Origin of the sequence: Alcanivorax sp. (genome assembly GCF_019431375.1) — a bacterium.
Lineage (GTDB): Bacteria > Pseudomonadota > Gammaproteobacteria > Pseudomonadales > Alcanivoracaceae > Alcanivorax > Alcanivorax jadensis_A.
The window spans coordinates 2,060,565-2,085,486 of sequence record NZ_CP080267.1 but is presented as its reverse complement, the minus strand read 5'-3'; the positions used below and the strand labels follow the sequence as shown (position 1 = coordinate 2,085,486).

General features: G+C 60.4%; 25 protein-coding genes. 11 read left to right on the top strand and 14 right to left on the bottom strand.

What is annotated here, in order from left to right; genetic code table 11:
* The first annotated feature begins 59 nt into the window (after nt 1–59).
* The 6 genes from KZ772_RS09650 (at nt 60) to glnG (ending at nt 6,804) form a co-directional block, all read left to right on the top strand.
* Complete coding sequence (locus tag KZ772_RS09650) at nt 60–1,157, top strand: tRNA (5-methylaminomethyl-2-thiouridylate)-methyltransferase (RefSeq protein ID WP_290536382.1); 1,098 nt, start codon at nt 60–62, stop codon at nt 1,155–1,157.
* Between the two features lie 122 nt (nt 1,158–1,279).
* Nucleotides 1,280–1,531: a sulfurtransferase TusA family protein gene (locus KZ772_RS09645; RefSeq protein WP_290536381.1), complete on the top strand. Its 252-nt coding sequence runs from the start codon at nt 1,280–1,282 to the stop codon at nt 1,529–1,531.
* A 231-nt stretch (nt 1,532–1,762) separates the two neighbouring features.
* Nucleotides 1,763–3,169: a glutamate--ammonia ligase gene (glnA, locus tag KZ772_RS09640; RefSeq protein ID WP_290536380.1), complete on the top strand. Its 1,407-nt coding sequence runs from the start codon at nt 1,763–1,765 to the stop codon at nt 3,167–3,169.
* Between the two features lie 153 nt (nt 3,170–3,322).
* The gene (locus KZ772_RS09635) at nt 3,323–4,069 is read left to right on the top strand and encodes a DUF4124 domain-containing protein (RefSeq protein WP_290536379.1); all 747 of its coding nucleotides are present in this window, start codon (nt 3,323–3,325) and stop codon (nt 4,067–4,069) included.
* A 136-nt stretch (nt 4,070–4,205) separates the two neighbouring features.
* Nucleotides 4,206–5,315 carry a nitrogen regulation protein NR(II) gene (glnL, locus tag KZ772_RS09630; protein ID WP_290536378.1) on the top strand — a complete coding sequence of 370 codons (1,110 nt, stop codon included), beginning with the start codon at nt 4,206–4,208 and terminating at the stop codon, nt 5,313–5,315.
* 55 nt (nt 5,316–5,370) lie between these two features.
* A complete protein-coding gene (gene glnG, locus KZ772_RS09625; protein WP_290536377.1) occupies nt 5,371–6,804 on the top strand; it encodes a nitrogen regulation protein NR(I) in 1,434 nt (477 codons plus the stop codon).
* A gap of 194 nt (nt 6,805–6,998) precedes the next feature.
* On the opposite strand, the gene KZ772_RS09620 is transcribed toward glnG, so the two are convergent.
* A complete protein-coding gene (locus tag KZ772_RS09620) occupies nt 6,999–7,466 on the bottom strand; it encodes a nuclear transport factor 2 family protein (RefSeq protein ID WP_290536376.1) in 468 nt (155 codons plus the stop codon).
* Here KZ772_RS09620 and pip point away from each other — a divergent pair.
* The 5 genes from pip to KZ772_RS09595 all read left to right on the top strand — a co-directional run bounded on the left by pip (nt 7,465) and on the right by KZ772_RS09595 (nt 12,346).
* Nucleotides 7,465–8,388, top strand: coding sequence for a prolyl aminopeptidase (pip, locus tag KZ772_RS09615; RefSeq protein ID WP_290536375.1), 924 nt, complete (start codon nt 7,465–7,467; stop codon nt 8,386–8,388). The genes KZ772_RS09620 and pip overlap by 2 nt on opposite strands.
* On the top strand, nt 8,385–8,822 hold the full coding sequence (dtd, locus tag KZ772_RS09610) for a D-aminoacyl-tRNA deacylase (protein WP_290536374.1): 438 nt from the start codon (nt 8,385–8,387) through the stop codon (nt 8,820–8,822). Before pip ends, dtd begins: the two co-directional genes overlap by 4 nt.
* 178 nt (nt 8,823–9,000) lie before the next feature.
* Nucleotides 9,001–9,483 carry a DUF3015 domain-containing protein gene (locus KZ772_RS09605; protein WP_290536373.1) on the top strand — a complete coding sequence of 161 codons (483 nt, stop codon included), beginning with the start codon at nt 9,001–9,003 and terminating at the stop codon, nt 9,481–9,483.
* Nucleotides 9,484–9,596: 113 nt separating this feature from the next.
* The gene (locus tag KZ772_RS09600) at nt 9,597–11,426 is read left to right on the top strand and encodes a DUF4105 domain-containing protein (RefSeq protein ID WP_290536372.1); all 1,830 of its coding nucleotides are present in this window, start codon (nt 9,597–9,599) and stop codon (nt 11,424–11,426) included.
* A complete protein-coding gene (locus tag KZ772_RS09595; RefSeq protein WP_290536371.1) occupies nt 11,405–12,346 on the top strand; it encodes an alpha/beta hydrolase in 942 nt (313 codons plus the stop codon). Before KZ772_RS09600 ends, KZ772_RS09595 begins: the two co-directional genes overlap by 22 nt.
* Nucleotides 12,347–12,491: 145 nt before the next feature.
* Here KZ772_RS09595 and tatC read toward each other — a convergent pair whose 3' ends face one another.
* From tatC to KZ772_RS09530, 13 genes are all read right to left on the bottom strand, one after another.
* The gene (tatC, locus tag KZ772_RS09590) at nt 12,492–13,244 is read right to left on the bottom strand and encodes a twin-arginine translocase subunit TatC (RefSeq protein ID WP_290536370.1); all 753 of its coding nucleotides are present in this window, start codon (nt 13,242–13,244) and stop codon (nt 12,492–12,494) included.
* Complete coding sequence (gene tatB / locus KZ772_RS09585; RefSeq protein WP_290536369.1) at nt 13,237–13,590, bottom strand: Sec-independent protein translocase protein TatB; 354 nt, start codon at nt 13,588–13,590, stop codon at nt 13,237–13,239. Before tatB ends, tatC begins: the two co-directional genes overlap by 8 nt.
* Before the next feature lie 38 nt (nt 13,591–13,628).
* Nucleotides 13,629–13,862 (bottom strand): Sec-independent protein translocase subunit TatA, encoded by a 234-nt coding sequence (tatA, locus tag KZ772_RS09580; RefSeq protein ID WP_290536368.1) that lies wholly within the window; start codon nt 13,860–13,862, stop codon nt 13,629–13,631.
* Nucleotides 13,863–13,904: 42 nt separating this feature from the next.
* Nucleotides 13,905–14,240 carry a phosphoribosyl-ATP diphosphatase gene (locus KZ772_RS09575; RefSeq protein WP_062815693.1) on the bottom strand — a complete coding sequence of 112 codons (336 nt, stop codon included), beginning with the start codon at nt 14,238–14,240 and terminating at the stop codon, nt 13,905–13,907.
* Nucleotides 14,241–14,325: 85 nt separating this feature from the next.
* A complete protein-coding gene (locus tag KZ772_RS09570) occupies nt 14,326–15,933 on the bottom strand; it encodes an AarF/UbiB family protein (protein WP_290536367.1) in 1,608 nt (535 codons plus the stop codon).
* Nucleotides 15,933–16,604, bottom strand: coding sequence for an SCP2 sterol-binding domain-containing protein (locus KZ772_RS09565; RefSeq protein WP_290536366.1), 672 nt, complete (start codon nt 16,602–16,604; stop codon nt 15,933–15,935). Before KZ772_RS09565 ends, KZ772_RS09570 begins: the two co-directional genes overlap by 1 nt.
* Entirely contained in the window at nt 16,601–17,353 is a 753-nt protein-coding gene (ubiE, locus tag KZ772_RS09560; protein WP_290536365.1) for a bifunctional demethylmenaquinone methyltransferase/2-methoxy-6-polyprenyl-1,4-benzoquinol methylase UbiE, read from the bottom strand. Before ubiE ends, KZ772_RS09565 begins: the two co-directional genes overlap by 4 nt.
* Nucleotide 17,354: 1 nt before the next feature.
* The gene (locus tag KZ772_RS09555; RefSeq protein ID WP_290536364.1) at nt 17,355–18,050 is read right to left on the bottom strand and encodes a hypothetical protein; all 696 of its coding nucleotides are present in this window, start codon (nt 18,048–18,050) and stop codon (nt 17,355–17,357) included.
* Nucleotides 18,051–18,159: 109 nt separating this feature from the next.
* Nucleotides 18,160–19,494: an ATP-dependent protease ATPase subunit HslU gene (hslU, locus tag KZ772_RS09550; RefSeq protein ID WP_290536363.1), complete on the bottom strand. Its 1,335-nt coding sequence runs from the start codon at nt 19,492–19,494 to the stop codon at nt 18,160–18,162.
* Between the two features lie 4 nt (nt 19,495–19,498).
* Entirely contained in the window at nt 19,499–20,023 is a 525-nt protein-coding gene (gene hslV / locus KZ772_RS09545) for an ATP-dependent protease subunit HslV (protein WP_290536362.1), read from the bottom strand.
* Between the two features lie 185 nt (nt 20,024–20,208).
* Entirely contained in the window at nt 20,209–20,838 is a 630-nt protein-coding gene (locus KZ772_RS09540) for an SPOR domain-containing protein (RefSeq protein WP_290536361.1), read from the bottom strand.
* Nucleotides 20,839–20,859: 21 nt separating this feature from the next.
* Nucleotides 20,860–22,614 (bottom strand): arginine--tRNA ligase, encoded by a 1,755-nt coding sequence (argS, locus tag KZ772_RS09535; RefSeq protein WP_290536360.1) that lies wholly within the window; start codon nt 22,612–22,614, stop codon nt 20,860–20,862.
* Between the two features lie 101 nt (nt 22,615–22,715).
* Complete coding sequence (locus KZ772_RS09530) at nt 22,716–24,887, bottom strand: primosomal protein N' (protein WP_290536359.1); 2,172 nt, start codon at nt 24,885–24,887, stop codon at nt 22,716–22,718.
* Nucleotides 24,888–24,922: the final 35 nt, after the last annotated feature.

The following is a 24,922-nucleotide window of genomic DNA, read 5'->3' as shown; positions in this document are numbered from 1 at the left end:
GATTGCTATACTTCGCCGCCCATTTTTTAAGCGCCGATCAAGGCAGCAGGTTTTTTCACATGACGTCTTCTGTAACTGAGCCAACCCAACCGATCAAGCGTCGCGCTATCGCTCTGGTGTCCGGCGGACTGGACTCCATGCTGGCTGTGAAAGTGATGCAGGAGCAGGGCATCGAGGTGGAAGGCGTCAATTTCTTCACCGGTTTCTGTGTGGAAGGCCATACCCATGCCATCCGCAAGAAGGACAAGGACAAGGAAAAGCGCAACAACGCCCTGTGGGTGGCCGAGCAGCTGGGCATCAAGATGCACATCATTGATATCTCCGAGGAGTACAAGGATGTGGTGCTCAACCCCAAGCATGGCTACGGTGCGAATCTGAACCCCTGCCTGGACTGCAAGATTTTCATGGTTAACCAGGCCACCCTGATGATCAACAAGGCCCGGGAGCTCGCCGGTGATCGTGGCTTCGACTTTATCGTTACCGGTGAAGTAATCGGCCAGCGGCCCAAGAGCCAGCGCAAGGAAACCATGCCGATCATCAGCCAGGAGTCCGGCGCCGATGATCGTCTGCTGCGTCCTCTGTGTGCCAGGAACCTGCCGCCCACCCTGCCGGAACGCGAGGGCTGGGTGAATCGCGATGAGCTGTATGATTTTTCTGGCCGTAACCGCAAGCCACAGATGGCCCTGGCCAAGGAGTTCGGGCTGGATGATTTTGCCCAGCCCGCTGGCGGTTGCTGCTTTCTCACCGATGAATCCTACTCCAACAAGCTGGCAGATCTGTGGAAGGCCCGTAACGAGCGCCGCTACGAGCTGGATGACATCATGCTGTTGAAAGTGGGCCGCCATCTGCGTCCCCAGCCCCACTACAAGCTGATCATCAGCCGTGAGGAAGGGGAAAACCGTTTTCTGGAAGGCTACCGTTACCAGTTCACCAGCATTACCACCGTGAGTTGCCCGGGGCCTTTGGCGTTGGTGGATGGTAATTTCCAGAGCGATGAGGAGCTGCAGCAAGCCGCGGCTATTGTTGCCCGCTATTCCAAGGGCCGCTCCCTGGACGAGGTGACCCTGGAAGTGCGCAGCCCGGATGGTGTGGCCCGTCAGGTCACCGTGGAACCGGTTCGCCCTGATGCGGTGCCGTTGGCATGGAATGTGGGGTAAAGGCAGCTATGAGCTGTTAGCTGCTAGGAAAACAAAAAAGTGCTGTTGGGGTTGTGCTTCGTTTGGGGTGCGGCACCATCTTTAGAAGCTAGAAGCTAGAAGCTAGAAGCCAAGGATCCCTGATGACCGAAGCTCTTCACGAACTGGATGTACGCCGGATGCTGTGTCCCATGCCGGTGATCAAGACCCAGAACAAGGTGCGCACCCTTTCCGCCGGCGATTGCCTGCGGGTGGTATGCACCGATCCCGGCGCGCTGAATGATATCCCTGCCTGGTGCCGGATCAACGGTCACGAGGTGCTGGAAACCGGTGAGGCGGGCAACGAGGTGTTTGTGGTCCTGCGGGTGGGTGAAGATAATGGCGCACTCTTTTAGTGCGCACCATTGGTGCATTGCACCACTTTAATGCATCATAAGGATGCATTCTCTCGCCCAATTCTGTGTTTACGCGTCAAATGCGCTAAAAAAGGGCTGGCATGGAACTTGCCTCCCTATTGGCAAAGCAGGCCTGGTGGCCGAGAATACCGGCTCTCTGTTCTGCCCTGATGCGGGGCGGGGCGATTGAGCCAGAGACAAACCCGCTGTTCCTTAGGAGGACGCACGACAATGTCTGAAAAGACCCTCAAGCTGATTAAAGAAAATGATGTGAAATGGGTGGACCTGCGCTTCACCGATAGCCGTGGTAAGGAGCAGCATGTAACCCTCCCCGTGGGCGAAATCGACGAAGATTTCTTCCAGGACGGCAAAATGTTCGACGGTTCTTCCATCGCCGGCTGGAAAGGCATCAACGAGTCCGACATGGTGATGATGCCTGACGACGCGTCTGCCGTGCTGGACCCGTTCACTGATGTGGCTACCGTTAACCTGCGTTGCGATATCCTCGAGCCGTCCACCATGCAGGGTTACGAGCGTGATCCGCGCTCCGTGGCTCGTCGCGCCGAGGAATATCTGAAGTCCACCGGTATCGCCGACACCGCGCTGTTTGGTCCCGAGCCGGAATTCTTCGTATTTGATTCCGTGCAGTGGAAATCCGACATGCAGGGTTCCATGTACAACATTCACTCCGAAGAAGCGGCGTGGGTGTCCCACGAAGACTTCGAAGGTGGCAACATCGGTCACCGTCCGGGCGTGAAAGGTGGCTACTTCCCGGTTCCGCCGGTAGACAGCCTGCACGACCTGCGTGGTGCCATGTGTTCCGCCATGGAGCAAATGGGCCTGAACATCGAAGTGCATCACCATGAAGTGGGTACTGCTGGCCAGTGTGAAATCGGCGTTGGCGCCAACACCCTGACCGCCAAGGCTGACGAAGTACAGATCCTCAAGTACTGCGTGCACAACGTGGCTCACGCCTACGGCAAAACCGCCACCTTCATGCCCAAGCCGCTGATCGGTGATAACGGTTCCGGCATGCACGTTCACGTGTCCCTGGGTAAAGATGGCAAGAACCTGTTCGCTGGCGACGGCTATGCGGGTCTGTCCGACGAAGCCCTGTACTTCATCGGCGGTATCATCAAGCACGCCCGTGCCCTGAACGCCTTCACCAACGGTTCCACCAACTCTTACAAGCGTCTGGTGCCCGGTTTCGAAGCTCCGGTAATGCTGGCTTACTCTGCCCGTAACCGCTCTGCTTCCATCCGTATTCCGTTCGTGAGCAGCGCCAAAGCTCGTCGTATCGAAGCACGCTTCCCTGATCCGTCTGCCAACCCCTACCTGTGCTTCGCGGCACTGCTGATGGCTGGCCTGGACGGCATCAAGAACAAGCTGCACCCTGGTGATGCCATGGACAAGGATCTCTACGATCTGCCGGCAGAAGAAGCCAAGGATATCCCGACTGTGGCGCATACCCTGACCATGGCGCTGGATTGCCTGGAAGAAGACATGGACTTCCTGACCGAAGGCGATGTGTTCTCCAAGGATATGCTGCAGGGCTACATCGATCTGAAGCGTGGTGAGATCGAGCGTCTCAACATGACTCCGCATCCGGTCGAGTTCGATATGTACTACTCCTGCTAATTCCCTTTTGGGAAGTTGCAGAAAGAGGGCCCCCGCCAGTCGGGGGCTTTTTTTTGTCTGTGCTATTCTGAAGTAACCGCCATTTTGTGCATTTGGCACTTTCCTGCGCCCGGTGGTCGGGTGAGAATCAGGGAAGGTCTATGGGAGGCGATAATGACGAAAACAGGAATGCTGCTGGCCAGTTTGCTTGTCTGTTCTGGCGGACTTCACGCAGAGACAGGCGTCGATGCTGAAGAGGAGAAGGCAAACGGCTCCGCGAAAATATATCGATCTGTCGATAAGAATGGCAACGTGATTTTCAGTGATCAGCCCCCGGGGGATGGTGGTGCCTCTGAAGAGGTGCACCTGCGTACCCCCAATGCTGTGCCTATGGAGCAGGTCAAATTGCCGCGGGTTGACCCGCAGCCCGCGGAAAAAGAACAGTTTCAGGGGTATGTTTCTCTGGTGATCACCAGCCCTGAGCCGGAAAGTACCATTCGTAATCCGCAGGAGCCGGTGCCGGTGGTCGCGGATCTGAAGCCATCCCTTCAGGATGGGGATCGTCTGGTTCTGTTCGATAACGGGGAGGCGCAGGCTGGTATGGAGCTGAATACCGTGATTCGGGGCACTCACTCCCTGGTGGTGAAGGTGGTGGGCCCGGATGATGAGGTATTGATCAGCTCGGAGCCGGTGCAGGTCTATGTGCATCGCAGCACGGTGCAGAATTTCCAGAACCGTCCGGGTAATGGTAATGGGGGTAACAGGGCCCCGAATACCATCGGTGATCCTGCGAGACGTGGTAACTCCGCCGGGACGGGGGAAACGGCGTCATCGGGCAAGCCCGCGGGTGCGGGCGACCAGGCGGGCCGGGGGAAGCCGGCTCGCCCCGCCCAGCAGCGCCCTGTTCTGACTCCTCGATAATGCACCATTAGGGTGCATCCTTTCCCTGAATCCCGCTACACTCATCATCATGGGTCTGCATTCTCCGCTGTGACGACCTGAAGCCGTGCATCTACGGCGTCAGCAGAGGTGGCCTGATAATTGCTTATGCCCTGTTATGGGCCAACAGTTGATGGGTGGTGTCACCTTGCACAAACGTTTACTCGATCACCTGCGCACTGCAGTGGTCATGCTTGATCACAATCTGCAGGTCCGCTATCTGAATCCAGCGGCAGAGATGCTGCTGGCGACCAGTGTCAGCCGTGCAATGGGGCAGCCGCTTCCCGACTATTTTTTTGATGACGAGGAAGCCCGTGATGCCCTGCGCCAGTGCATCCAGGATGAGCACCCGTTTACACGTCGGGAGGCCCGTCTGGCGGTAGCCCCGGGTTATGAAATAACCGTGGATTATTCGGTCAGCCCGATCAACGAACCCGGCCAGACGCTGAGTCTTTTGATGGAAATGCAGCCGCTGGATCGACTGTTACGTATCACCCGGGAAGAGGCGCTGATCCATGCCCATCAGGCAACCCGGGCGCTGGTGCGCGGGGTGGCACACGAGATCAAGAACCCGCTGGGGGGTATCCGGGGGGCGGCACAGTTGCTTGAACGAGCGTTGCCAGATCCGGATCTGACCGAATACACCAAGGTCATTATTGATGAGGCGGACCGGCTTCGCACAGTGGCGGATCGCATGTTGGGTCCGCGAAAACCGCCGGAATTCAAGGCGGTAAATGTCCACGAGTGCCTGGAGCATGTTCGTCAATTGCTGCTGGCGGAACATCCTCAGGGGGTGGCGATCTGGCGGGATTACGATATTAGTCTGCCGGATGTGATCGCCGACCGGGATCAGATGATACAGGTGTTGCTCAATATTATTCGCAACGCTACCCAGGCCTTGCTGGAGTCACATACCGAGGATGCCCGCATCATCATGCGCACCCGGGTATTGCGCCAGTTCACCATTGGCTCCCAGCGTCACCGTCTGGTGCTGAGGGTGGATATTATCGACAACGGCCCGGGCATTGCAGCGGATGTGCAGGAGACCCTGTTCTATCCCATGGTCAGTGGCCGGGCCAGTGGTACCGGGCTGGGATTGTCCATTGCCCAGTCCATTATCAGTCAGCATCAGGGGTTGATCGAGTGCGAGAGCACACCGGGCAAGACCGTTTTCAGTATTTTGCTGCCAATGGAGCAGCCGGAAGTAACGGAGAGTGAACAGCCATGAGTGCCTACGCAGCCGTGAGCAACGTTAACAGTGAAACACCAGAGAGAGGCCGGTCATGAGCGTAACTGTATGGGTAGTCGACGATGACCGTTCCATTCGCTGGGTGCTGGAGAAGGCATTGGGCCAGGAAGGCTATGCGGTGACCTGTTTCGAGGATGGCGATGAGGCCCTCAATACCCTGGAAGAGGGGGGGCAGGAGCCTGAAGTGCTGATCAGTGATGTGCGTATGCCGGGCACCGATGGGCTGCGCATGCTGAAGATTCTGCAGCGCAAGAACCCGGACTTGCCAGTGATCATCATGACGGCTCACTCGGACCTGGATTCGGCGGTGGCATCCTATCAGGGCGGGGCTTTTGAATATTTGCCCAAGCCGTTTGATGTGGATGAGGCGGTGGCACTGGTGCGCCGTGCCATCAAGCATCGGGAAGAATCCCGTGGTGAGCAACCTGAGGCGGTGGAGGAAGAAACGACCGAAATTATCGGTGAGGCGCCGGCCATGCAAGAGGTGTTTCGTGCTATCGGGCGGCTCAGTCATTCCAACGTCACGGTATTGATTAATGGCCAGTCCGGCACCGGTAAGGAACTGGTGGCGCGGGCTCTGCATAGTCATTCCATGCGCCGGGAAAAGAATTTTGTGGCGCTGAACATGGCGGCCATCCCCAAGGACCTGATCGAGTCCGAACTGTTTGGCCATGAAAAGGGTGCCTTTACCGGTGCCAACAACCAGCGCGTCGGCCGTTTCGAGCAGGCCAATGGCGGCACCCTGTTTCTCGACGAAATCGGTGACATGCCACTGGAGGCTCAGACCCGACTGCTGCGGGTGTTGCAGGAAAGTGAGTTCTATCGCGTTGGTGGAACCACGCCGATCCATGTGGATGTGCGGATTATTGCAGCTACCCACCAGGATCTGGAGCGGCTGGTAAAGGATGGTGACTTTCGTGAGGATCTGTTTCACCGTCTTAACGTTATTCGTATTCATATTCCCCGTCTGGCCGAGCGCCGTGAAGATATTCCCCGGCTGGCCAACTACTTCCTTCAGCGGGCGGGCAATGAGCTGGGTGTGGAGCCCAAGGTGCTGCACAAGGACACGGAAAAATACCTGGCCGCCCAGGGCTGGCCGGGTAACGTACGGCAGCTGGAAAACACCTGTCGCTGGCTGACGGTAATGGCCTCCGGTCGCGAAGTGCTGGTGGATGATCTGCCCCCGGAACTGAAAGAGGCCGGTGCCGCCAAGGGCGCTGATGTGACCGGCGATTGGCTCAAGTCCCTGCGCAACTGGGCCGACCGGGCCCTGTCACAGGGTGAGCGCAGCATCCTCGAGCAGGCAGTCCCCGGTTTTGAGCGCACCATGATCGAAGTGGCCCTGCAGCACACCGGTGGCCGCAAACGCGACGCAGCTGCTCTGCTGGGCTGGGGACGCAATACCCTCACCCGCAAGATCAAGGAACTGGATATGGAAGGGCAGTTGAGTGGTGGCGATGAGGATTGAAAGGCAGTGAACAGTTAATAGTGAATAGTTAACAGTTCGTGGGACTGGATTTCCGGTTCTGCAACGCAAGAGGCCGCGCCCAAACTATGGGCGCGGCCTCTTGCGTTGGGAGATCACAGCGTCACAATCGCGAACTATTCACTATTCACTATTCACTATTCACTATTCACTATTCACTATTCACTATTCACTATTCAGTCCCTAAGTCCGTTCGCTGTCAGCCCTTCAATCTTCCACTCGCCGTCTTCGCGCCAGTCGCTCACCACCCTGTAGCTGTCGGCGTTGTCTGGCATGATGTCTTGGCCGCCCCAGGCGAAGGCGGTGAAGGTGACGCGGGCATGGCGCTGGTTAACCGGGTCCAGCTCGATGTTGACCTGGGTGATTGCCAACTGGCGTTTCGGGTAACGCAGGAAGGTTCCCATCAGCAGGCGGCGTACCTCGTCCCGCTGCAGGGAATGATTGCCGCGCTGAATATCCGCCTGTTCGGTGAGAATATCCATCAGCGTGCCGGTATCGCCAGCCTCGATGGCAGTCTCAAGACTTTCCAGGGCCTCCAGAATGGCCTGCTCCGGTGGTGTTCTGGTGCATCCTGCGATCAACAGTTGCAGGGCAAATACCAGCAGGTATGCTGAAGTCTTTCTGCAGACAAGTGCAGCTCTCATGGCATTATTTCCCTTGCCGGACAGTTATCGGCAGTCTCTGGTGTCGGTAGGTCAGGGGCACCAGCTTTACGTGGAAGAAAGCGGCAACCCGGAGGGTGTGCCTGTGGTCGTGCTGCACGGCGGGCCCGGTGGAGGTTGTTCGCCGTTCATGCGCCGTTTTTTCGATCCCCGGCGGTTCCGCATTATTCTCTTCGATCAGCGAGGTAGCGGTCAAAGCCGTCCCTTCGCGTCCATTCAGGACAATACCACCGCGCATCTGGTTGCCGACCTTGAGTGCCTGCGAGAGGCCATGGGGATAGAGCAGTGGCGGGTGTTTGGTGGCTCCTGGGGTGTCACCCTGGCCCTGGCCTATCTGGCGACGTACCCGCAGCGAGTCGGCGGCATGGTGTTGCGGGGCATCTTCCTTTGTCGACAGCAGGACCGGGACTGGCTCTATACCCCTGGTGGGGCTGCTCGGTTATTCCCTGAACAGTGGGCGGCATTTCAGGAACAGGCGCCGCCCGGTGAAGGTGATTTGCTGCAGCGATACCATCGCGGCCTGCAGGGAGAGCATGCTCGCTACCATGCCCGTAACTGGTGTAACTGGGAGTCAGTGCTGGCATTAACGTCAGTATTGCCGCCCGGCGAAGCCAGTGATGACGAGTTATGCATGGCCATGCAGGAAACCCATTATTTTCTTCATGACGGCTTCCTGTCCATGTCGTTACTGGAGGCCTGTGCCGGCATGACTCTGCCGGTGGAAATTGTTCACGGCACCCGGGATTTTGTCTGCCCGGCAGATCAGGCCCTTGCCCTGCACCAGGTACTGCCCGGCAGCCGGCTGCACTGGGTAGAGGGGGGCAGTCATTCATCCTCCGACCCGCTGATTGCCAGGGCGCTGGTGGATGCGGTGAAGAGACTGGAAAAGAGGATTGACGATTGAAAGTGTTGTTGCAGCGTGTCAGTGAAGCCTCGGTGACCGTATCCGGCGACTGCGTCGGCCGTATCGGCAAAGGCCTGCTTTTACTGGTTGGCATTGAATCCGGCGACGATGAGGCGACGGTCACGCGGATGGCGGAAAGGACGGTGGGCTACCGGGTGTTTGCCGACAGCGATGACAAGATGAATCTGGATGTGCGTGATATTGATGGAGAAATTCTTGCCATTTCCCAGTTCACCCTGGCGGCAGATACCCGCAAGGGGCGTCGCCCCAGCTTCAGCAAGGCGGCCTCGCCGGTGCATGGAAAGCAGCTATACGAATGCTATTTACGGGAACTTGAGAAGCAGAATATCCCGGTCAGTAGCGGTGTTTTTGGTGCGGATATGCAGGTACAGCTGATCAATGATGGGCCCGTCACATTTCTTCTTGGCACGTGACAGCGGTTTTGCAATTGTATTGCAAAGGTTCTCGCCTTGTTTATGATGAAGTCAGTTGCCTGATTGCGGGTGACGGGGAGAGCACTGAGCAGCATCGCTGCCAAAGGGTTGCCAAGTACAGCCTGGTGCTGTGAAGTATCCCCAGGGACGATATATAAAAACTTGGAGGTATCTCAGAATGAAAAAGACGCTTATTGCTGCCACTCTGCTCGGCGCTTCAACTTCTGCCATGGCTGTCGCACCGGGTGGTCCCGGTTGTGGCTGGGGTAACATGCTGTTCGAAGGCAAGTCCGGTTTGCCCATGCATCTGCTGGCGACCATCGTGAACGGCACCTCCGGCAACGCTACTTTCGGTATGACCACTGGTACCAACGGCTGTGATACCAACGGTTCCCTGACTTACAGCGGGCAGAGCCTGCTGGGCATGACTGGTGTCATGGAAGAGGTGGCTCAGGACATGGCAACCGGTGAAGGAGAAGCCCTGACTGCGCTGTCTGTATCCATGGGTATCGAAGCAGGTGATCGTGCCCGCTTCAATGCTGCCATGCACGAAAATTTCGCTGTTATCTTCCCGCACCAGGATGTAACCGCCGAAGAAGTAATGGCCAGCATCACCGAGGTAATGAAGCAGGACGAGAGCCTGTCCAAGTACCTGGCGTAAACGGTTACCGCGTTTACTGACGAGCCCCGCCCAACGGCGGGGCTTTGTTTGTCTGATCTGGAACTGCAGATGCAGGTCTGAATTTTCCCCGCCCGAATCACGGATAATACCGGATGCGCACTGGACTGCTTTGTGTGCTGCTGTGCTGGATTGCCCCGGCGTTGGCCGCGAACCTCCCCCCCTCCCTGGTTGATCTTGCCGCTTCGTCACGATGGCAGGCACTGATGCATGTGAACCCCGGCGCCACCCTGCGTGACCGGGGGCGCAGTTATATCGACGACGATAATTATTTTCTTGCCGAAAATGGCAAGGATGATGTGCTTGCCGAGCTGAGGGCAACGGTGGCGGCGCTTGAGCCGACCAAAGCCCCCGAACGCTGTCGTTTTCCCGCCCGCTACCGTTTTCTCGCCGAGCATTTCAACTGGCAGGACGAAGCGCCATTTGCCCATTGCGAGGACTATTCTGAATGGCGCTCCGCGGTGCAGGCCAACCGTGCAGTACTGGTTTTTCCTGCGGCCTATCTGAACAGCCCATCGTCAATGTTTGGGCATACGCTACTGCGCCTGGATCAGGGTGAAGACAGTGCGGTGTGGTTGTCCTGGGCGGTGAATTTCGGGGCGGTGTCCAGCGAGGCTGATAATTCCTTTTTCTATATTTATCGTGGGCTCGCCGGCGGCTACCCCGGGCGCTTTGCCCTGGTGCCTTATGTGCAAAAAATTCAGGAATATTCCCACATGGAAAATCGCGACATGTGGGAGTACACCCTGGAGCTGGACCAGCAGGAAATTGACTGGCTGATCGAGCATCTTTGGGAACTGAAGGACATCAATTTCGATTACTACTTTTTTGATGAAAACTGCTCCTTCCGTCTGCTGGAGCTGGTAGAGGTGGCGCGCCCGGAGTCGCAGCTGCTCACGGAACTAAGGTTTGCCGAAGTGCCGGTGAATACGGTCCGCGCCCTGGATGATCGGGATCTGATTCGCGAGCGTCACTACCGCCCCTCCAAGGCCGTGGAGCTGGATAACCTGCGCCGCCAGATGACGGCGGGCCAGCAGCAGCTGGCCCGCCGTATTGCGGATGATCCCGGCCTGCTGGAATCGAAAGAGTTTCAGCAGGCCGCTGCGCAGCAGCAGGCGCTGATGGTGACCACCGCCTACCGCTATTTGCGGCTGGTCAATCGCAAAGGGGCCAGGGACCCGGAAGCAGCAAAGGATTCGTTCACGTTACTGACAGAGATGAACCGCCTGCCGAAGGTGGATGTGCCGGAGACGGTGGATCCTGAGCCACCGGAATCGGGCCATGGCACCCAGATGCTGGCCCTGGCCGGTGGCCAGCGTGAGGCGAACCAGGATTTCGGCGAGCTGAGCTATCGCTTGACGTACCACAACCTGCTGGATAACGGTTACGGCTTCCTGCGCGGGGCCCAGATCGAAGGGTTGGGAGTGACCCTGCGCAGCACGGAGTCCGGCGATCCCAAGCTGGAGGAATTGGACGTGGTGAGCATTCGCTCGCTGGCTCCCCGCAATCGTTTCAGCAAGCCGTTGAGCTGGTATGTGGAGGGTGGCCTGGAGAGGGCCTGGGCCGGTCGCCGCAGGCTGGTGCGCTACGTTCAGGGCGGCGCGGGTGGCAGCTGGGCCCTGGGCAACTGGCAGCCCTACCTGTTAACCAGCCTGCGAATGGAAAATAATAGCGACTTTGATACCTTCCTCACCCCCGGGGCCGGGCTGGATGCGGGCCTGCTCTACCAGCGTGGACGCTGGCAGTGGCAACTGGGCAGTGTGGGGCATTACTTCACCAACGATACCTATCGACATACCTCCGAGCTCGCCGTGCACTGGGCTTTTGCCCGTCAGCATGGGCTGCGGGCATCGCTGAGCCGGGAAGGCTGGCGCGGGGATGGCGATAACGAGTTCAAACTGCAATGGCGATGGTACTTCGACTGATCCTGCTGGCCGGCCTGGCCATGGCGCTGGCCGGCTGCAGCAAACTGTTCTTCTATCCCATGGAACCCTGGGTGCAGAACCCGGAAAACCAGGGGCTCAGCTACGAGGATGTGGTGTTGATCCATCCGCGTGGGCTGCGCCTGCATGGCTGGTGGTTGCCGGCCGCGGGGGATGGCCATGTGCGAGGCACCGTGTATTTTCTCCACGGCAATGCCCAGAACATCAGCACCCATCTGGCCAGTGTGCAGTGGTTGCCGGAGCAGGGCTATAACGTCTTTCTGCTCGACTACCGAGGTTATGGCCTGTCCGAGGGCAAGCCGACACTGCCGGCGGTATTTGACGATGTGCAGCTGGGGCTGGACTGGTTACGCCATGCCAAGAGCGCCGAAGGCCCGTTGACGGTGTTTGGCCAGAGCCTGGGTGGTGCCATGGCGACCACCGTGCTGGGCGATGAGGAGAATCAGGGTGCGGCAGATTGCGTGGTACTGGAGGCTGCCTTTGCCAGTTACCGGGGTATTACCAACGACGTGATGAAAGGAAGCTGGCTGCTGTGGCCACTACGCTGGATGGTGGTGCCGACCATGCCCGCCACAGATCTGGATCCTGAATCCCGAATTGCCGGGGTAGCGCCGACCCCACTGCTGGTCATGCACAGCGAAGACGATCCGATTATTCCCTATGATCACGGCAAGCGGTTGTTTGCCGCCGCCGCTGAGCCCAAGCAGTTTCAGCGTTTGCGTGGCAGGCATATTGAGAGCACCCGGGACCCTGCCGTGCAGCAACGGATTGTGAACTTCCTGCAGAGCAATGGCTGTGCCGCACCGGCACCAACGCCACCGGCCCGTGATGACGGCATGGATGGCATGACTCCTTTGCCGTTGCCGCCTGCACCAACCGGGAATAATGGCTACCGTTTTTGACGAAAGCCGGCTGCTGGGCACGACATAGACAGCGTCGCGTACGGTGGATTTAGGTGGCAAGCAGTAAACCGCCATAGGGGCGGGAGAAGTGCTCGATCAGGTTGGTCTGGTGGATTTGCGCCTTCCGGCTCATCTACTCCGCGGGTCAGGTCGCGTCTCGCTGCTTCTGCTTTTCCCGGCGAATCAACCGCGCGGCCAGCAGGCCAACCTCGAACAGGAACCACATGGGTAGCGCCAGCAGGGTCTGGCTGATGATGTCCGGGGGGGTCAGCAGCATGCCAACCACGAAGCAGCCCACCACCACATAGGCGCGGGCGCCGGCCAGTTTTTCCACGGTCGTGGCGCCGGTGCTGACCAGCAGTACGATGGCGATGGGTAATTCAAAAGCCAGTCCGAACGCCAGGAACAGGGCCAGCACAAAATCCAGATAGCTGCTGATGTCTGTGGTCACCGCCACCCCTTCCGGGGCAATGGCGGTAAAGAACTGGAACATCAGCGGGAATACCACGAAATAGGCAAAGGCGGCGCCAGCGTAGAACAGCAGTACGCTGCTGCCCAACAGGGGAATGGCCAGGCGCTTTTCATGCCGGTACAGGCCCGGGGCCACGAAGGCCCAGGCTTGATGCAGGATAAAGGGCATGGCCACGAAGATGCTCAGATACAGGGTCAGTTTGAAGGGCGCCAGGAAGGGTGAGGCGACGCCGGTGGCGATCATGCTGGTGCCTTCGGGCATGGCCTGCATCAGTGGTTTGGCCACCAGGGTGTACAGTTCCCGGGAGAAATAGAACAGCCCCAGAAACACCACGAAGATTGCCGCCATGGCCTTGAGCAGGCGGTTACGCAGTTCCAGCAAATGGGCAATCAGTGGCTGGCCGGAATCGTTGCTGGCGTCATTCATGGCGCGGTGGTTCCTGAGCTTTTTTGCTGTCGTCAGCGGGGTCCGCTTGCGCCTCGCGGGGGGTGCGCGCCTTGGCAATTTGCTCCGGGCTGAGCAGGCTTTCCTTCGCTTCGCGGATGCTGTCTTCGTCCAGGCCCATCTCGCGCATCTGTTTTTCCATGCGCTCGCGCATGTCCTGGGTCACCGCTTCGCGTTCCAGTTCGTTTTTCAGATGGTTGAAAGTGGAGCGGGCACGGCCGACCCACTGGCCCAGGGTGCGTGCCACCGTGGGCAGACGCTCCGGACCAAGCACCACCAGACCGATGATGAAAATCAGGGTAAGTTCGGCAAAGCCGATATCGAACATGGAAACCTCTTAACGGGACGCAGGGAAGGCTGGCCAGATCAGGCCTGGTCTTTTTCCTTGTCCTTCTCGGTTTTCTGCTCGCTGGTGTCCTTCTCGTCTTCGGCCAGACGTTTCTGGTCCTGCTCTTCCTCGCCGTCTTTCATGGCGTTCTTGAAGCCTTTTACGGCCCCACCCAGGTCGCCGCCGATATTGCGCAGTTTCTTGGTGCCGAACAACAGGACCACAATGGCCAGAAGGATCAGTAACTGCCAAATGCTGATGCCGGAAAACATGCTGTTTCTCTCCGATAGATAGGGCGCTGATAGTCAGGGCGGTCAGTGCTTGCTGCCGCGCGCCGCTTTTTCGTCATGGCCGGACAGGCCGAAGCGGCGCTCCAGTTCTGCCAACACCTTGTCCGGGTGTTCACCCAGTTTGGCCAACATGACCAGACTATGGAACCACAAATCCGCGGTTTCGCTGATCAGTGCATCGGTTTTGCCACTGACCTCTGCGTCGCGGGCGGCGAGAATGGTCTCTACCGCTTCCTCGCCCACTTTTTCCAGGATCTTGTTCAGCCCCTTGGCATACAGGCTGGCCACGTAGGAACTGTCCGGATCGGCGCCCTTGCGGGATTCAAGCACCTGATGGAGCTGGCTGAGAATATCTGACATAGCGTTTGCACTTTCTTTATGGTTGGCGCCTGCTGCGGGCGGGCGCCGACGGATTATCCGATGTGCCGCGGTGCGGTGTCACAGTCTAGCGCCGCCAGCTCCAGCTCACCAGCAGCACGGCGACAGCGGCCAGCGGCCAGCTGACATGGGGTGTTGCTAGCCAGATGGCAGTACCGGCGCAGCCCAGCCCCGCCAGGCCGACAAACAGCTTGTGACGGTGGCGTAGCAGGGCCTGTTCGAAGCGGGCTTCCAGTCGATCCTGCTGGTAAGGCAGCTCGCGCAGGCTTTCCAGGCCGTCGCGCAGCAGATCCGGCATCTCGGGCAGCTGGGCGGTCCATTCCGGCATGCGGTTCTGCAGTTTCTTCAGTGTGGCGCTGGGGCCGTATTCGGCCAGCATCCAGGCTTCCAGCAGGGGGCGGCCGGTGCTCCAGATATCCAGTTGCGGATAGATGCTGCGCCCCAGGCCTTCGATATGCACCAGGGTTTTCATCAGCAGGATGTACTGCACCGGCATTTCGATCTGGTAGTGGCGCGCCATATCAAACAGCTTCATCACCAGCGGGGCGAATTCCAGCTGGTCCAGTTGGGCGGACCGCACCGGCTCGACAATGTCGATCACGGCCCGTTCAAAACGGGGACGATCGATGGGGGCGGTATTCCAGCCGGCACGGATCACCGCATCTACCAGGGCACTGTAATCCTCCCGCATCACGGCCAGCACCATGCGGCCCAGCACGTTCAGGTCTTCCTTCGACAGCCGCCCGGCGATGGCTGCATCGACGGCCATGTATTGCGGGGATTCCGGGTGTTCCGGGTTGACGAAGATGTTGCCCGGGTGCATGTCCGCGTGGAAGAAGTTGAAGCGGAATACCTGTGAGAAGAAGATCTCCACGCCCCGTTCTGCCAGCACCTTCGGATCAATGCCGGCGGCCTTGATGCGCTCGATATCATTCACCGGGATGCCATGGATGCGATCCATGATGATCACGGTGGGGCTGGACAGCTCCAGATGAATGGCCGGGATATGCAGCAGCGGGCTGAACAGGAAATGCCGGCGCATGGTTTCGCTGTTGCGGGCTTCGGCGGCCAGGTCCAGTTCGCCAAGGATGATGTCCCGGTAGTCCTGTACCACCCGGGCCGGGCGGAAGTAGCGGGCATCGCGCCACAGCCGTTCCAGCCAGCGGGCGCCGAAGGCCATGACTTTCAGGTCCCGTTGCACCACCGGAAGAATGGTAGGGCGCAGCACCTTGGCCACCACCTGCTGGCCATTGTGCAGGGTAGCGGCATGGACCTGGGCCACGGAGGCGGCGGCCATGGGAGTGCTGTCAAAGTCGCGGAATACCTCATCGAAGGGCTGGCTCAGGCTGGCCGCGACCAGGTCCCGGGCCTGTTGCCCGTCGAAGGGGGCCACCTGGTCCTGCAGTCGCGCCAGGGCGCTCGTCCATTCCGGTGGCAGCATGTCCTGGCGGGTGGCCAGTAGCTGGCCGAACTTGATGAAGATGGGGCCCAGTCGCTCCAGGGCCTTCTGCAGGCGTTCGCCTTCGCTGAGCTTGCCGGTGCCCAGCCAGCTTGAGGGCACCAGAAAGGACAGCACCAGCAGCACGTTGCGCAGTGGCTGGGCAGGCAGCAGGGCGATCAGGCGATAGCGGCACACCACATGGGTGACCACCAGAATACGGGTAACGGGCAGCATCAGTCGGTGGCGCTCCCGTTACTGTTGGTGCCGGTCCGGGCGGTGCGAAGGCGCTGGATGCGGGCATCCAGACGATCCACGTCCATGCGCAGTTCGTCCACATCCTGGCCAAATTCATAGACATCCCGGCGGCCGGGTGTCAGGCCGGATTCGTTGCCCACGTAGTCGGCCAGCTGCTCGGTCAGTCGGCCGGCGGCCTGGCGGGCCCAGCCGAACAGACGGCGGGCGCTGTAATCCAGTTGCTGGGCCAGTTCCGAACCGGTCACCGGCTCCAGAATGGCACCCCAGTCGATTTGCAGCTCGCCGGCCAGTTGCTGCATTTCCTGCAGCAGTTCCCGGTTACCGCTGATGTCCACCGGGCCGCCGATGACGCCGGGGCGGGTGTTCCAGTTCAGCAGCAGGGCAGCCAGATCCATGGGATTGCCCTTTACCGTGACATCCGCGTTGGCATCGCTGCGGTGGTACAACTCCACCCCGTCTTCCACGATCAGCGCATAGATAGCCAGCGGCGGTAAGGTCACCTCGATGGCCAGCAAGCGGCCGGCATGGAGCGCCAGCCGGTCGGCACTGGCCGGGTCGGAACGCAGGGCAGTGTTGATGGCTCTTTCCACCGTGGCCAGGGCCGTGGTGGAGAGCAGGCCGGGGGAGCGGGACTGGTCTTTCAGACTCAAAATTTGAACCCTCTGTGCAGCGCCACGATGCCGCCCAGCATGTTGAAGTATTCGGTACGGGCGAAGCCGGCCTGATCCATCATGCCCTGCAGGGTGTCCTGGTCCGGGTGCATGCGGATGGATTCGGCCAGGTACTGATAACTATCCGCATCGTTGACGATCAGTTTGCCGAGTTTGGGCCACACACCGAAGGAGTAAAGCTCGTAGGCCTTGGCCAGGGGCTTGTGCACCGGGGTGGAGAATTCCAGTACCAGCAGCCGGCCGCCGGGTTTCAGCACCCGCAGCATGGAGCGCAGGGCGGCATCCTTGTCAGTGATGTTGCGCAGGCCGAAGGCGATGGTGATGCAGTGGAAGCTGTTGTCTTCAAAGGGCAGGCACTCGCCGTTTACCTGGGTGACCTGGGTGTTGTGGCTGCAGCCTGCATCGAACAGACGGTCGCGGCCCACTGCCAGCATGGCGTCATTGATGTCCGCCAGCACCACCTGGCCAGTTTCCCCGACAAGGCGGGAAAACTTGATGGCCAGATCGCCGGTGCCGCCGGCCAGATCCAGCACCTTGTGGCCCGGACGCACCCCGGCCAGCTCGATGGTCATGCGCTTGAGCAGGCGGTGGCTGCCCATGGAAATCAGGTCGTTCATGACATCGTATTTGCCCGCTACGGAGCGGAATACGCCGGCCACTTTCTGCTGCTTTTCCTGCCACGGTACCTGCTGGTAACCGAAGTGGGTGACCTTGGTGTCGTCGTTCATGTCAGTCCTCGAAGGGGGCCGGGTGATGGTCGAAGACCTTCTGCATGATGGTCTCTTCCCGTGCGGCCAGCTGCTCCAGCAGCAGGCCCACACTGGGCACCGGTTTCATCACCCGGAAGCTGCGATCCATGAAATCATACAGGTTCGCAAAGCCTGCCGCATGGGCCGGTTTACGCACCATGCGAAAGGTGGTCTGTATCATCCGTGAGCGGATATAGCGATCCAGATGATGTCCCAGTTCGGCCACCAATTGTAGCTGGCGCTGACGGGCATCGTGGTGGTGGTCCTGACGAAAACCCTTGAGGTAGGTCAGCTCGGTGAGTGGTTGATCCAGTTCGCTGCCCAGTGAGTCGGCGATCTGCTCATCCAGCTCCTGGGTGAGGATCGCGGCCTCCAGCGCACTGGCCGAGGTGGCCATGACCTTGTCCGGCAGCAGTTTCATGGCCTTGGGCAGGGCGCGACGGATTTCCCGGGCCACCGGTAGCAGCTCCCGGCCACCGTAGACTTCGTCGAGTAGAAAGCGGATCCCCTCCGCCGTGGCCGGGTCGTCCAGAAGGTGGCGGTGGGTATGGCTGAGGCGCTGGCTCTGCCAGTCCTGCAAGCGCCGCAGGCGGCTCAGGAACAGGGTGTCGTCGCCATGCTGGCGCAGGGCAAAGAAGCGGTTGAGATAGTGTTGAAGCTGTTCGCCGGCGGTCATGGTTTTTCCTCCGGCGGGGATAATAGCAGGAAAGCGGTCGGACGTTGGAAGTCAGGCGCCTGACGCCAATGAATTCAGCGTCAGACGTCTGTCGTCAGGCCTCGGGCTATCAGAGGATATAGCGGCTCAGGTCCTCGTCATCGGCCAGTTCACCCAGATAGCGATCCACCGCTTCGGCGTCCAGTACCAGGGGCTTGTCGTGGTATTGGGTGGCCAGGGAGTCGGCATCGTAGCTGATCTCTTCCAGCAGTTTTTCCAGTACCGTGTGCAGGCGGCGGGCACCGATATTTTCGGTGCGTTCGTTGACCTGCCAGGCCACTTCGGCAATGCGCCGGATGCAGTCGTCGGTAATCTCCAGGTTGAGCCCTTCGGTATCCAGCAGGGCCTTGTACTGCTCGGTGAGCGAGCATCGGGGTTCGGTAAGAATGCGCTGGAAGTCATCCGGTGTCAGCGGGCTCAGTTCAACGCGAATGGGCAGACGGCCCTGCAGCTCCGGGATCAGATCGCTGGGTTTGGCCAGGTGAAAGGCGCCGGAGGCGATAAACAGGATGTGGTCAGTCTTGATCATGCCGTACTTGGTGGACACGGTGCAGCCTTCAATCAGCGGCAGCAGGTCTCGCTGTACCCCTTCACGGGACACGTCAGTGCCGCCGCTTTCGCCGCGTTTGGCCACCTTGTCGATTTCATCCAGGAATACGATGCCGTTGTTTTCCACTGCATCAATGGCCTGTACCTTCAGCTCGTCCTCATTGACGAAGCGGGCCGCTTCCTCGTCCCGGATCAGCCGGTAGGCTTCGCGGACACGCAGCTTCTGGCTGCGCTTGCGGCCGCCCCCGCCCATTTTCGAGAACATCTGTTGCAGCTGGCTGGTCATTTCTTCCATGCCGGGAGGCGCCATGATTTCCACTCCGGCCGGATTGCTGGACACCTCGATCTCGATTTCCTTGTCGTCCAGCTCGCCCTCGCGCAGCTTCTTGCGGAAGATCTGACGAGTGCTGTTGTCGGTCTTGCTCTCTTCGTCGCCGCGGGCTGCGGGTAGAAGGGCATCGAGAATGCGTTCCTCGGCGGCATCATCGGCCTGGCTGCCGACGCGGGCGATAGCTTTCTCGCGCAGCATCTTGATGGCCATTTCCACCAGGTCGCGGATGATGGATTCCACATCGCGGCCCACATAGCCCACTTCGGTGAACTTGGTGGCTTCGATCTTGATAAAGGGGGCGTCGGCCAGTTTGGCCAGGCGCCGGGCAATTTCGGTCTTGCCCACGCCGGTGGGGCCGATCATGAGGATGTTCTTGGGCGCCACTTCAGCGCGCATTTCTGCCGGCAGCTGCATGCGCCGCCAGCGATTGCGCAGGGCCAGGGCAACGGATTTTTTTGCCGGCTCCTGGCCGACAATGTGCTTGTTCAGTTCATGAACAATTTCGCGCGGAGTCAGGTTTGGCATCGGATTACCAGCTCAATTCTTCAATGGTTTGCTGTTGATTGGTGAAGACGCAGATATCGCCGGCGATGGTCAGGCTCTTTTCGACAATATCCCCGGCAGCCAACTCGGTGTTATGCAGCAGGGCGGTGGCGGCTGCCTGGGCAAAGGGGCCGCCGGAGCCGATGGCGATCAGGTCATTTTCCGGCTCGATGACATCGCCATTGCCGGTGATGATCAGTGAGGCTTCCTTGTCGGCCACGGCCAGCAGGGCCTCCAGGCGACGCAGGGCGCGGTCGGTGCGCCAGTCCTTGGCCAGCTCCACCGCAGCACGAACCAGATGGCCCTGGTGTTTTTCCAGCTGCGCTTCAAAGCGCTCAAACAGGGTAAAGGCATCGGCGGTACCGCCAGCAAACCCGGCAATTACCTTGCCGTGGTAGAGCCGGCGCACCTTGCGGGCATTGCCTTTCATGACGGTGTTGCCCAGTGACACCTGGCCGTCACCGCCAATCACAACGCTATTGCCGCGGCGTACGGATACGATCGTGGTCACATTCAGCTCCTTTCACAGTGATTCTGCAGATGTGGGGCTGGTGGCAGGGGATTCAAGGGGATTTGAAGGTAATTAATAATTAACAGTGAATAGTTAATCGCTGCGCGGGAGCTTCCCGGCAAGTGATCTGCCAGGTGCTCCCACGGGGGATGTGTCTGGCGCCAGGAAACCCTGCGTTCAGCGTCTTACTTCTTCATCTTGATGGGCAGGGTCTCGATGCCATTGCCGGCCAGTTGGTCCTGGGCCCGGTGCATGGCGTTGAGGTTGTCGTAGGGGCCAATCATGACCCGGTGCCAGCTGTCGCCGCTTTCCAGATCCACGGACTGGATGGAGGCGTCGAAACCCTTGAGGATCAACTCCGCCCGGCGGCGGTCGGCATCTTCGTTGCGGCGAAAGCTGCCGGCCTGCAACAGGTAGCGTTCGTTGCTGGAGCGGGTACTGGTATCCGGCTTGCGTTCGCTGGTGGACTTGTCCTGGGCGGTGTCACGGCTCTTGCGGGTGCCGGAATCGCTTTCATTCTGCGGCACGATCACTTCCATTTTTGGCAGTACCGCATAAAAGTCGAATTGCGGGGCGTCGTCGCTGCTGTCTTTTTTCGGCTCAGGTTTGGCCGGTTTGGCGGGCTGTTCCACTTTCTGAGCCGCCTTGCCATTGCCCCCTTGCTCCAGCTGGGTCTTGCCCAGGTGAAACAGGAAGGCCACAAACAGACCGACCATCAGGCCGGTAAACAGCCACACCCAGCCGGGGACCTGGCGTTGCGTCTTCTTGCGTACCGGGCCGCGGCTGGCCCCTCGTTTGCTGGTGTTCTTTGCCATGGGGTGTCCTGTGGTTCTCGGCTACATCCGTTCGAGCGGGCTCAGGCCCAGCAGTTCCATGCCCTGTTTCAGGGTGCGGGCTGTGAGGGCGGCCAGTTTCAGGCGGCTCTGCTTCAGGGCCTCATTGTCGCCGGAGAGGATCGGGCAATGCTCGTAAAATGTGGAAAACAGGCCGGCCACGTCATACAGATAGGTGCAAAGCAGATGGGGCAGACCTTTTTCGGCCACGCTTTCCAGTACTTCACCGAATTGCACCAGACGGGCGGCCAGGGCCTGTTCCGCCTCTTCCTGAAGCAGGAAGTCGCCGTTTACGTCGGTCATTTCCAGGCCGGCCTTGCGGAATACGCTAGCCACCCGGGTATAGGCGTAAAGCAGGTAGGGGGCGGTGTTGCCTTCGAAGCTGAGCATCTGCTCGAAATTGAAAATGTAGTCACTGCTGCGGTTCTTGGACAGATCCGCGTATTTCACCGCGCCAATGCCAACGGCATGGGCAATGGTGCGCAGGTCCTGATCGTCCAGTTCCGGGTTCTTGTCCTTGACCAGTGTATAAGCGCGTTCTTCAGCTTCGTCGAGTAGATCGATCAGTTTGACGGTGCCGCCGTCGCGTGTCTTGAAGGGGCGACCATCCGGACCGTTCATGGTGCCGAAGCCCATGTGTTCCAGTTCGGTCTCTTCCGGAACAAAGCCGGCGCGCTTGGCCAAGCTGAACATCTGCTGGAAGTGCAGGGCCTGGCGCTGGTCCACGAAGTAGAGCATGCGGTCGGCATGCAGGGTGCCGGCCCGGTAACGCAGGGCGGCCAGGTCGGTGGTGGCGTACAGGTAGCCGCCGTCGGCTTTCTGCACGATCACCGGCAGCGGGGTGCCTTCCTTGTTCTTGAATTCGTCCATGAACACGCACTGGGCACCCTGGTCTTCGCTGAGCAGACCTCTGGCGTCGAGATCGCTGACCACCTGGGCCAGGTCATCGTTGTAGGCGCTTTCGCCGCGAACGTCCGCTGGGGTCAGGCTCACGCCGAGACGGTCATAGACGGCCTGGCAGTGGCTCAGGGATACGCTGTTGAATTCCCGCCACAGGGCCAGGCAGTCTTCGTCGCCGGCCTGCAATTTCACCACCAGGCTGCGTGCGCGTGTGGCGAAGTCGACGGACTCGTCGAAGCGCTGTTTGGCGGCGCGGTAGAAGCCTTCCAGGTCCCCCAGCTCACGGGACAGTTCGGTGTCGCTTTCCTCGCTTTTCTGTTCTTCCAGGTAGGCCAGCAGCATGCCGAACTGGGTGCCCCAGTCGCCCACGTGGTTCTGGCGAACCACCTGGTGGCCGAGAAATTCCAGGGTGCGCACGACGGCATCGCCGATGATGGACGAGCGCAGGTGCCCCACGTGCATTTCCTTGGCCAGGTTGGGGGAGGAATAGTCCACTACCACGGTCTGTGCCTGCGCTGGACGGGCCACGCCCAGATGTTCGTCTGCCAGAGCCTGGTCCAGCAGGCCGGTGAGCCAGTCATCCGCCTGGAAGAAGTTGATAAAGCCGGGTCCGGCGATCTCCACTTTGGCCACGGCGTTGTCCGCCGGCAGGGCGGCAATCAGTTTTTCCGCCAGGTCGCGGGGCTTCATGCCGGCGGGCTTGGCCAGCATCAGGGCGATATTGGTGGCGAAGTCGCCGTGGCTCTTGTCCTTGGTGCGGTCGATCTGTGCCGGGCGCTTGGCGTCGGCGGGCAGAATCTCCTCGGCAATCAGGGTGTCCAGGGCGCTGTCGATCAGGGATATCAGGCGTTCTTTCATGACATTCTTTTGTGGAGGGCATCTGGGCCGTTCAAGTGGGCGGCGATTGTACGGGAAAAGGCCTGCTTGCGCATGCGCCGGGCGTCAGGCCCGGGGCCGTTCTACAGCATATCGATCGGATCCACATCCAGATGCCAGCGGCACTGACGGGCGGCGGGCAGGGTGCGGGCCTGTTCCAGCAGCAGGCTGATGGCCTGATGCAGGGGGCGACGGCTGGCGCACTGCAGCAGCATCTGGGTGCGATAACGGCCGGCACGCCTTTCCATCGGCGCTGGGACCGGCCCCAGCAGCTGGACGTCCGCAGGTAGCGGTATACCAGCAAGCTGCTGCAGAAACTCCATGGCCTTGGCCATGCTCATGGCTTCACAGCGGAACAGGGCCAGGTGGCCGAAGGGGGGCAGTCCGGCCATTTTCCGCTCTTCCAGCAGGGCATTGGCCAGGGCCGGGTAGTCGCCGCTGGCAGCCAATTGCAGGAGGGGGTGATCCGGGTGGCGGGTTTGCAGCAGCACCCGGCCCTGGTCTTCCCGGCCGCTGCGGCCAGCCACTTGCAGCAGCAACTGGGCGGCCTGCTCCGGGCCACGGAAATCGGCGCTGAGAAAGCCGGCGTCCATATCCAGAATCACCACCAGGGAGAGTTTCGGAAAGTGGTGGCCCTTGGCCAGCATCTGGGTGCCTACCATAACTACCGGGTTGCCCTGCTGGATGGTGGCCAGATGGGCATCCAGGCTACCCTTGCGGCGGGTGGCGTCCCGGTCGATGCGGATCACTGGTGCCTGCACCGACTGCTCCAGCAGTTCGGTGAGTTTTTCGGTGCCGCTGCCGGCTTCATGGATGGCGCTGGAGCCGCAGTCCGGGCAGCGCGCGGGTACCCGTTGCTGATAGTTGCAGTGGTGGCAGCGCAGGCTGCCCTCGCTGCGGTGCCAGGTGAGAAAACTGTCGCAACGGCGGCATTCCGCCTGCCAGCCGCAATCCTGGCAGAGGATCATGGGGGCATAGCCGCGCCGGTTGATAAAGACCAGGGCCTGGTTGCCCTGCTCCACGCAGTGTTTTATCGCCTGCAGGGACAGGGGCAGCAGTGGCTGGCCCGGGGCGGCCAGGGTGCCGTCGAGGATTTCGATGGGCGGGCGGCCCTGATCCGTGGCCCGTTGTGAGAGTTTCAGCCACTGGAAGCGGCCATCCCGGGCCAGTTGCAGGGTTTCCAGGGCCGGGGTGGCACTGCCCAGCACCACGGGAATATCCAGTTGCTGGGCCCGCCAAGTGGCCAGGTCGCGGGCGTGAAAACGAAAGCCGTCCTGCTGTTTCAGGGAGGCGTCGTGGGCTTCGTCGACGATGATCAGTCCCGGGGCGGCCAGCGGTGTAAAGATGGCGGAGCGGGTGCCGATGATGATGCGTGCCTTGCCGTCACGGGCGGCCAGCCAGTTGTCCAGCCGTTCCCGATCGGTGAGCCCGGAGTGCAGGGTCGCCACGGGCACGGCGAAGCGCTGCCGGAAGCGCTGCACCGTCTGGGGCGTCAGGCCGATTTCCGGAATCAGCACCAGTACCTGTTTGCCGGCGGCCAGATGCGCAGTCATGGCCTGCAGGTAGACTTCGGTCTTGCCGCTGCCGGTAACGCCATCAAGAAGGAAGGGGGAGAAGCCCTGGGCCTCCTCCAGCGCGCGGATCGCCTTGCGCTGCTCCGCGTTGGCAGCCAGTGGCGCCTGGGCAAGAATGTCCCTGGGGGGCGCACTGTCCTCCTGCGTTACCTGTTCCGCCCAGCCCTTGTCGCGCAGACTGGCCAGGGCAGCGGCGGGGACATCCAGGGCCGCCAGCATGGCGCTGCTAAGTCCCTTGGGGTGATCGCGCAGGGTGTGCAGGGCCTGACGTTGGCGCGGGGCCCGGCTGAGCTGGTCGTCGCTGACATGTTGGCCCCGCTCGGTGAGTTGCCAGCGTTTTTCCTGGCTGGCCTCTGCGTCGTTGCCCTGGCGCAGCAGGGCCGGCAGGGCATAGCTGAGGACTTCGCCCAGCGGGTGGTGGTAGTAGCGGGCGGCCCGTTCGCATAGCCGGTAGAGTTCTTCCGGCAGGACTGGGCTGTCGTCCAGTACGCGCTGGATGGCTTTCAGTTTCGGGTGTTCGCTGTGGCCATGGCCGTGGACCAGGCCTACCAGAGTGCGTCGACCGAAGGGCACCTGCACCCGCGAGCCACGGGGTGGCGGGGTGGTTCCCGGGTACAGATAGTCGAAGCAGCCCGGTAGCGGGACCGGCAGGGCAATTTGCAGGGTTTTCTTGGCTGACACGGGTTTTCCTGAAGCCTGCAGCGTCTGAGAAGCGC

Bases quoted from the DNA above. Each gene is read 5' to 3' on its own strand.
- KZ772_RS09600 (WP_290536372.1), top strand. From the start codon at position 9,597: ATGCGCACTGGACTGCTTTGTGTGCTGCTGTGCTGGATTGCCCCGGCG.
- hslU (WP_290536363.1), bottom strand. From the start codon at position 19,494: ATGCCAAACCTGACTCCGCGCGAAATTGTTCATGAACTGAACAAGCAC.
- tatB (WP_290536369.1), bottom strand. From the start codon at position 13,590: ATGTTCGATATCGGCTTTGCCGAACTTACCCTGATTTTCATCATCGGT.
- KZ772_RS09575 (WP_062815693.1), bottom strand. From the start codon at position 14,240: ATGTCAGATATTCTCAGCCAGCTCCATCAGGTGCTTGAATCCCGCAAG.
- KZ772_RS09540 (WP_290536361.1), bottom strand. From the start codon at position 20,838: ATGGCAAAGAACACCAGCAAACGAGGGGCCAGCCGCGGCCCGGTACGC.
- KZ772_RS09650 (WP_290536382.1), top strand. From the start codon at position 60: ATGACGTCTTCTGTAACTGAGCCAACCCAACCGATCAAGCGTCGCGCT.
- glnL (WP_290536378.1), top strand. From the start codon at position 4,206: ATGGGCCAACAGTTGATGGGTGGTGTCACCTTGCACAAACGTTTACTC.
- pip (WP_290536375.1), top strand. From the start codon at position 7,465: ATGGCATTATTTCCCTTGCCGGACAGTTATCGGCAGTCTCTGGTGTCG.
- KZ772_RS09570 (WP_290536367.1), bottom strand. From the start codon at position 15,933: ATGCTGCCCGTTACCCGTATTCTGGTGGTCACCCATGTGGTGTGCCGC.
- KZ772_RS09620 (WP_290536376.1), bottom strand. From the start codon at position 7,466: ATGAGAGCTGCACTTGTCTGCAGAAAGACTTCAGCATACCTGCTGGTA.
- KZ772_RS09645 (WP_290536381.1), top strand. From the start codon at position 1,280: ATGACCGAAGCTCTTCACGAACTGGATGTACGCCGGATGCTGTGTCCC.
- tatC (WP_290536370.1), bottom strand. From the start codon at position 13,244: ATGAATGACGCCAGCAACGATTCCGGCCAGCCACTGATTGCCCATTTG.
- glnA (WP_290536380.1), top strand. From the start codon at position 1,763: ATGTCTGAAAAGACCCTCAAGCTGATTAAAGAAAATGATGTGAAATGG.
- ubiE (WP_290536365.1), bottom strand. From the start codon at position 17,353: ATGAACGACGACACCAAGGTCACCCACTTCGGTTACCAGCAGGTACCG.
- KZ772_RS09635 (WP_290536379.1), top strand. From the start codon at position 3,323: ATGACGAAAACAGGAATGCTGCTGGCCAGTTTGCTTGTCTGTTCTGGC.
- argS (WP_290536360.1), bottom strand. From the start codon at position 22,614: ATGAAAGAACGCCTGATATCCCTGATCGACAGCGCCCTGGACACCCTG.
- KZ772_RS09595 (WP_290536371.1), top strand. From the start codon at position 11,405: ATGGCGATGGTACTTCGACTGATCCTGCTGGCCGGCCTGGCCATGGCG.
- KZ772_RS09555 (WP_290536364.1), bottom strand. From the start codon at position 18,050: ATGACCGCCGGCGAACAGCTTCAACACTATCTCAACCGCTTCTTTGCC.
- glnG (WP_290536377.1), top strand. From the start codon at position 5,371: ATGAGCGTAACTGTATGGGTAGTCGACGATGACCGTTCCATTCGCTGG.
- tatA (WP_290536368.1), bottom strand. From the start codon at position 13,862: ATGTTTTCCGGCATCAGCATTTGGCAGTTACTGATCCTTCTGGCCATT.
- KZ772_RS09605 (WP_290536373.1), top strand. From the start codon at position 9,001: ATGAAAAAGACGCTTATTGCTGCCACTCTGCTCGGCGCTTCAACTTCT.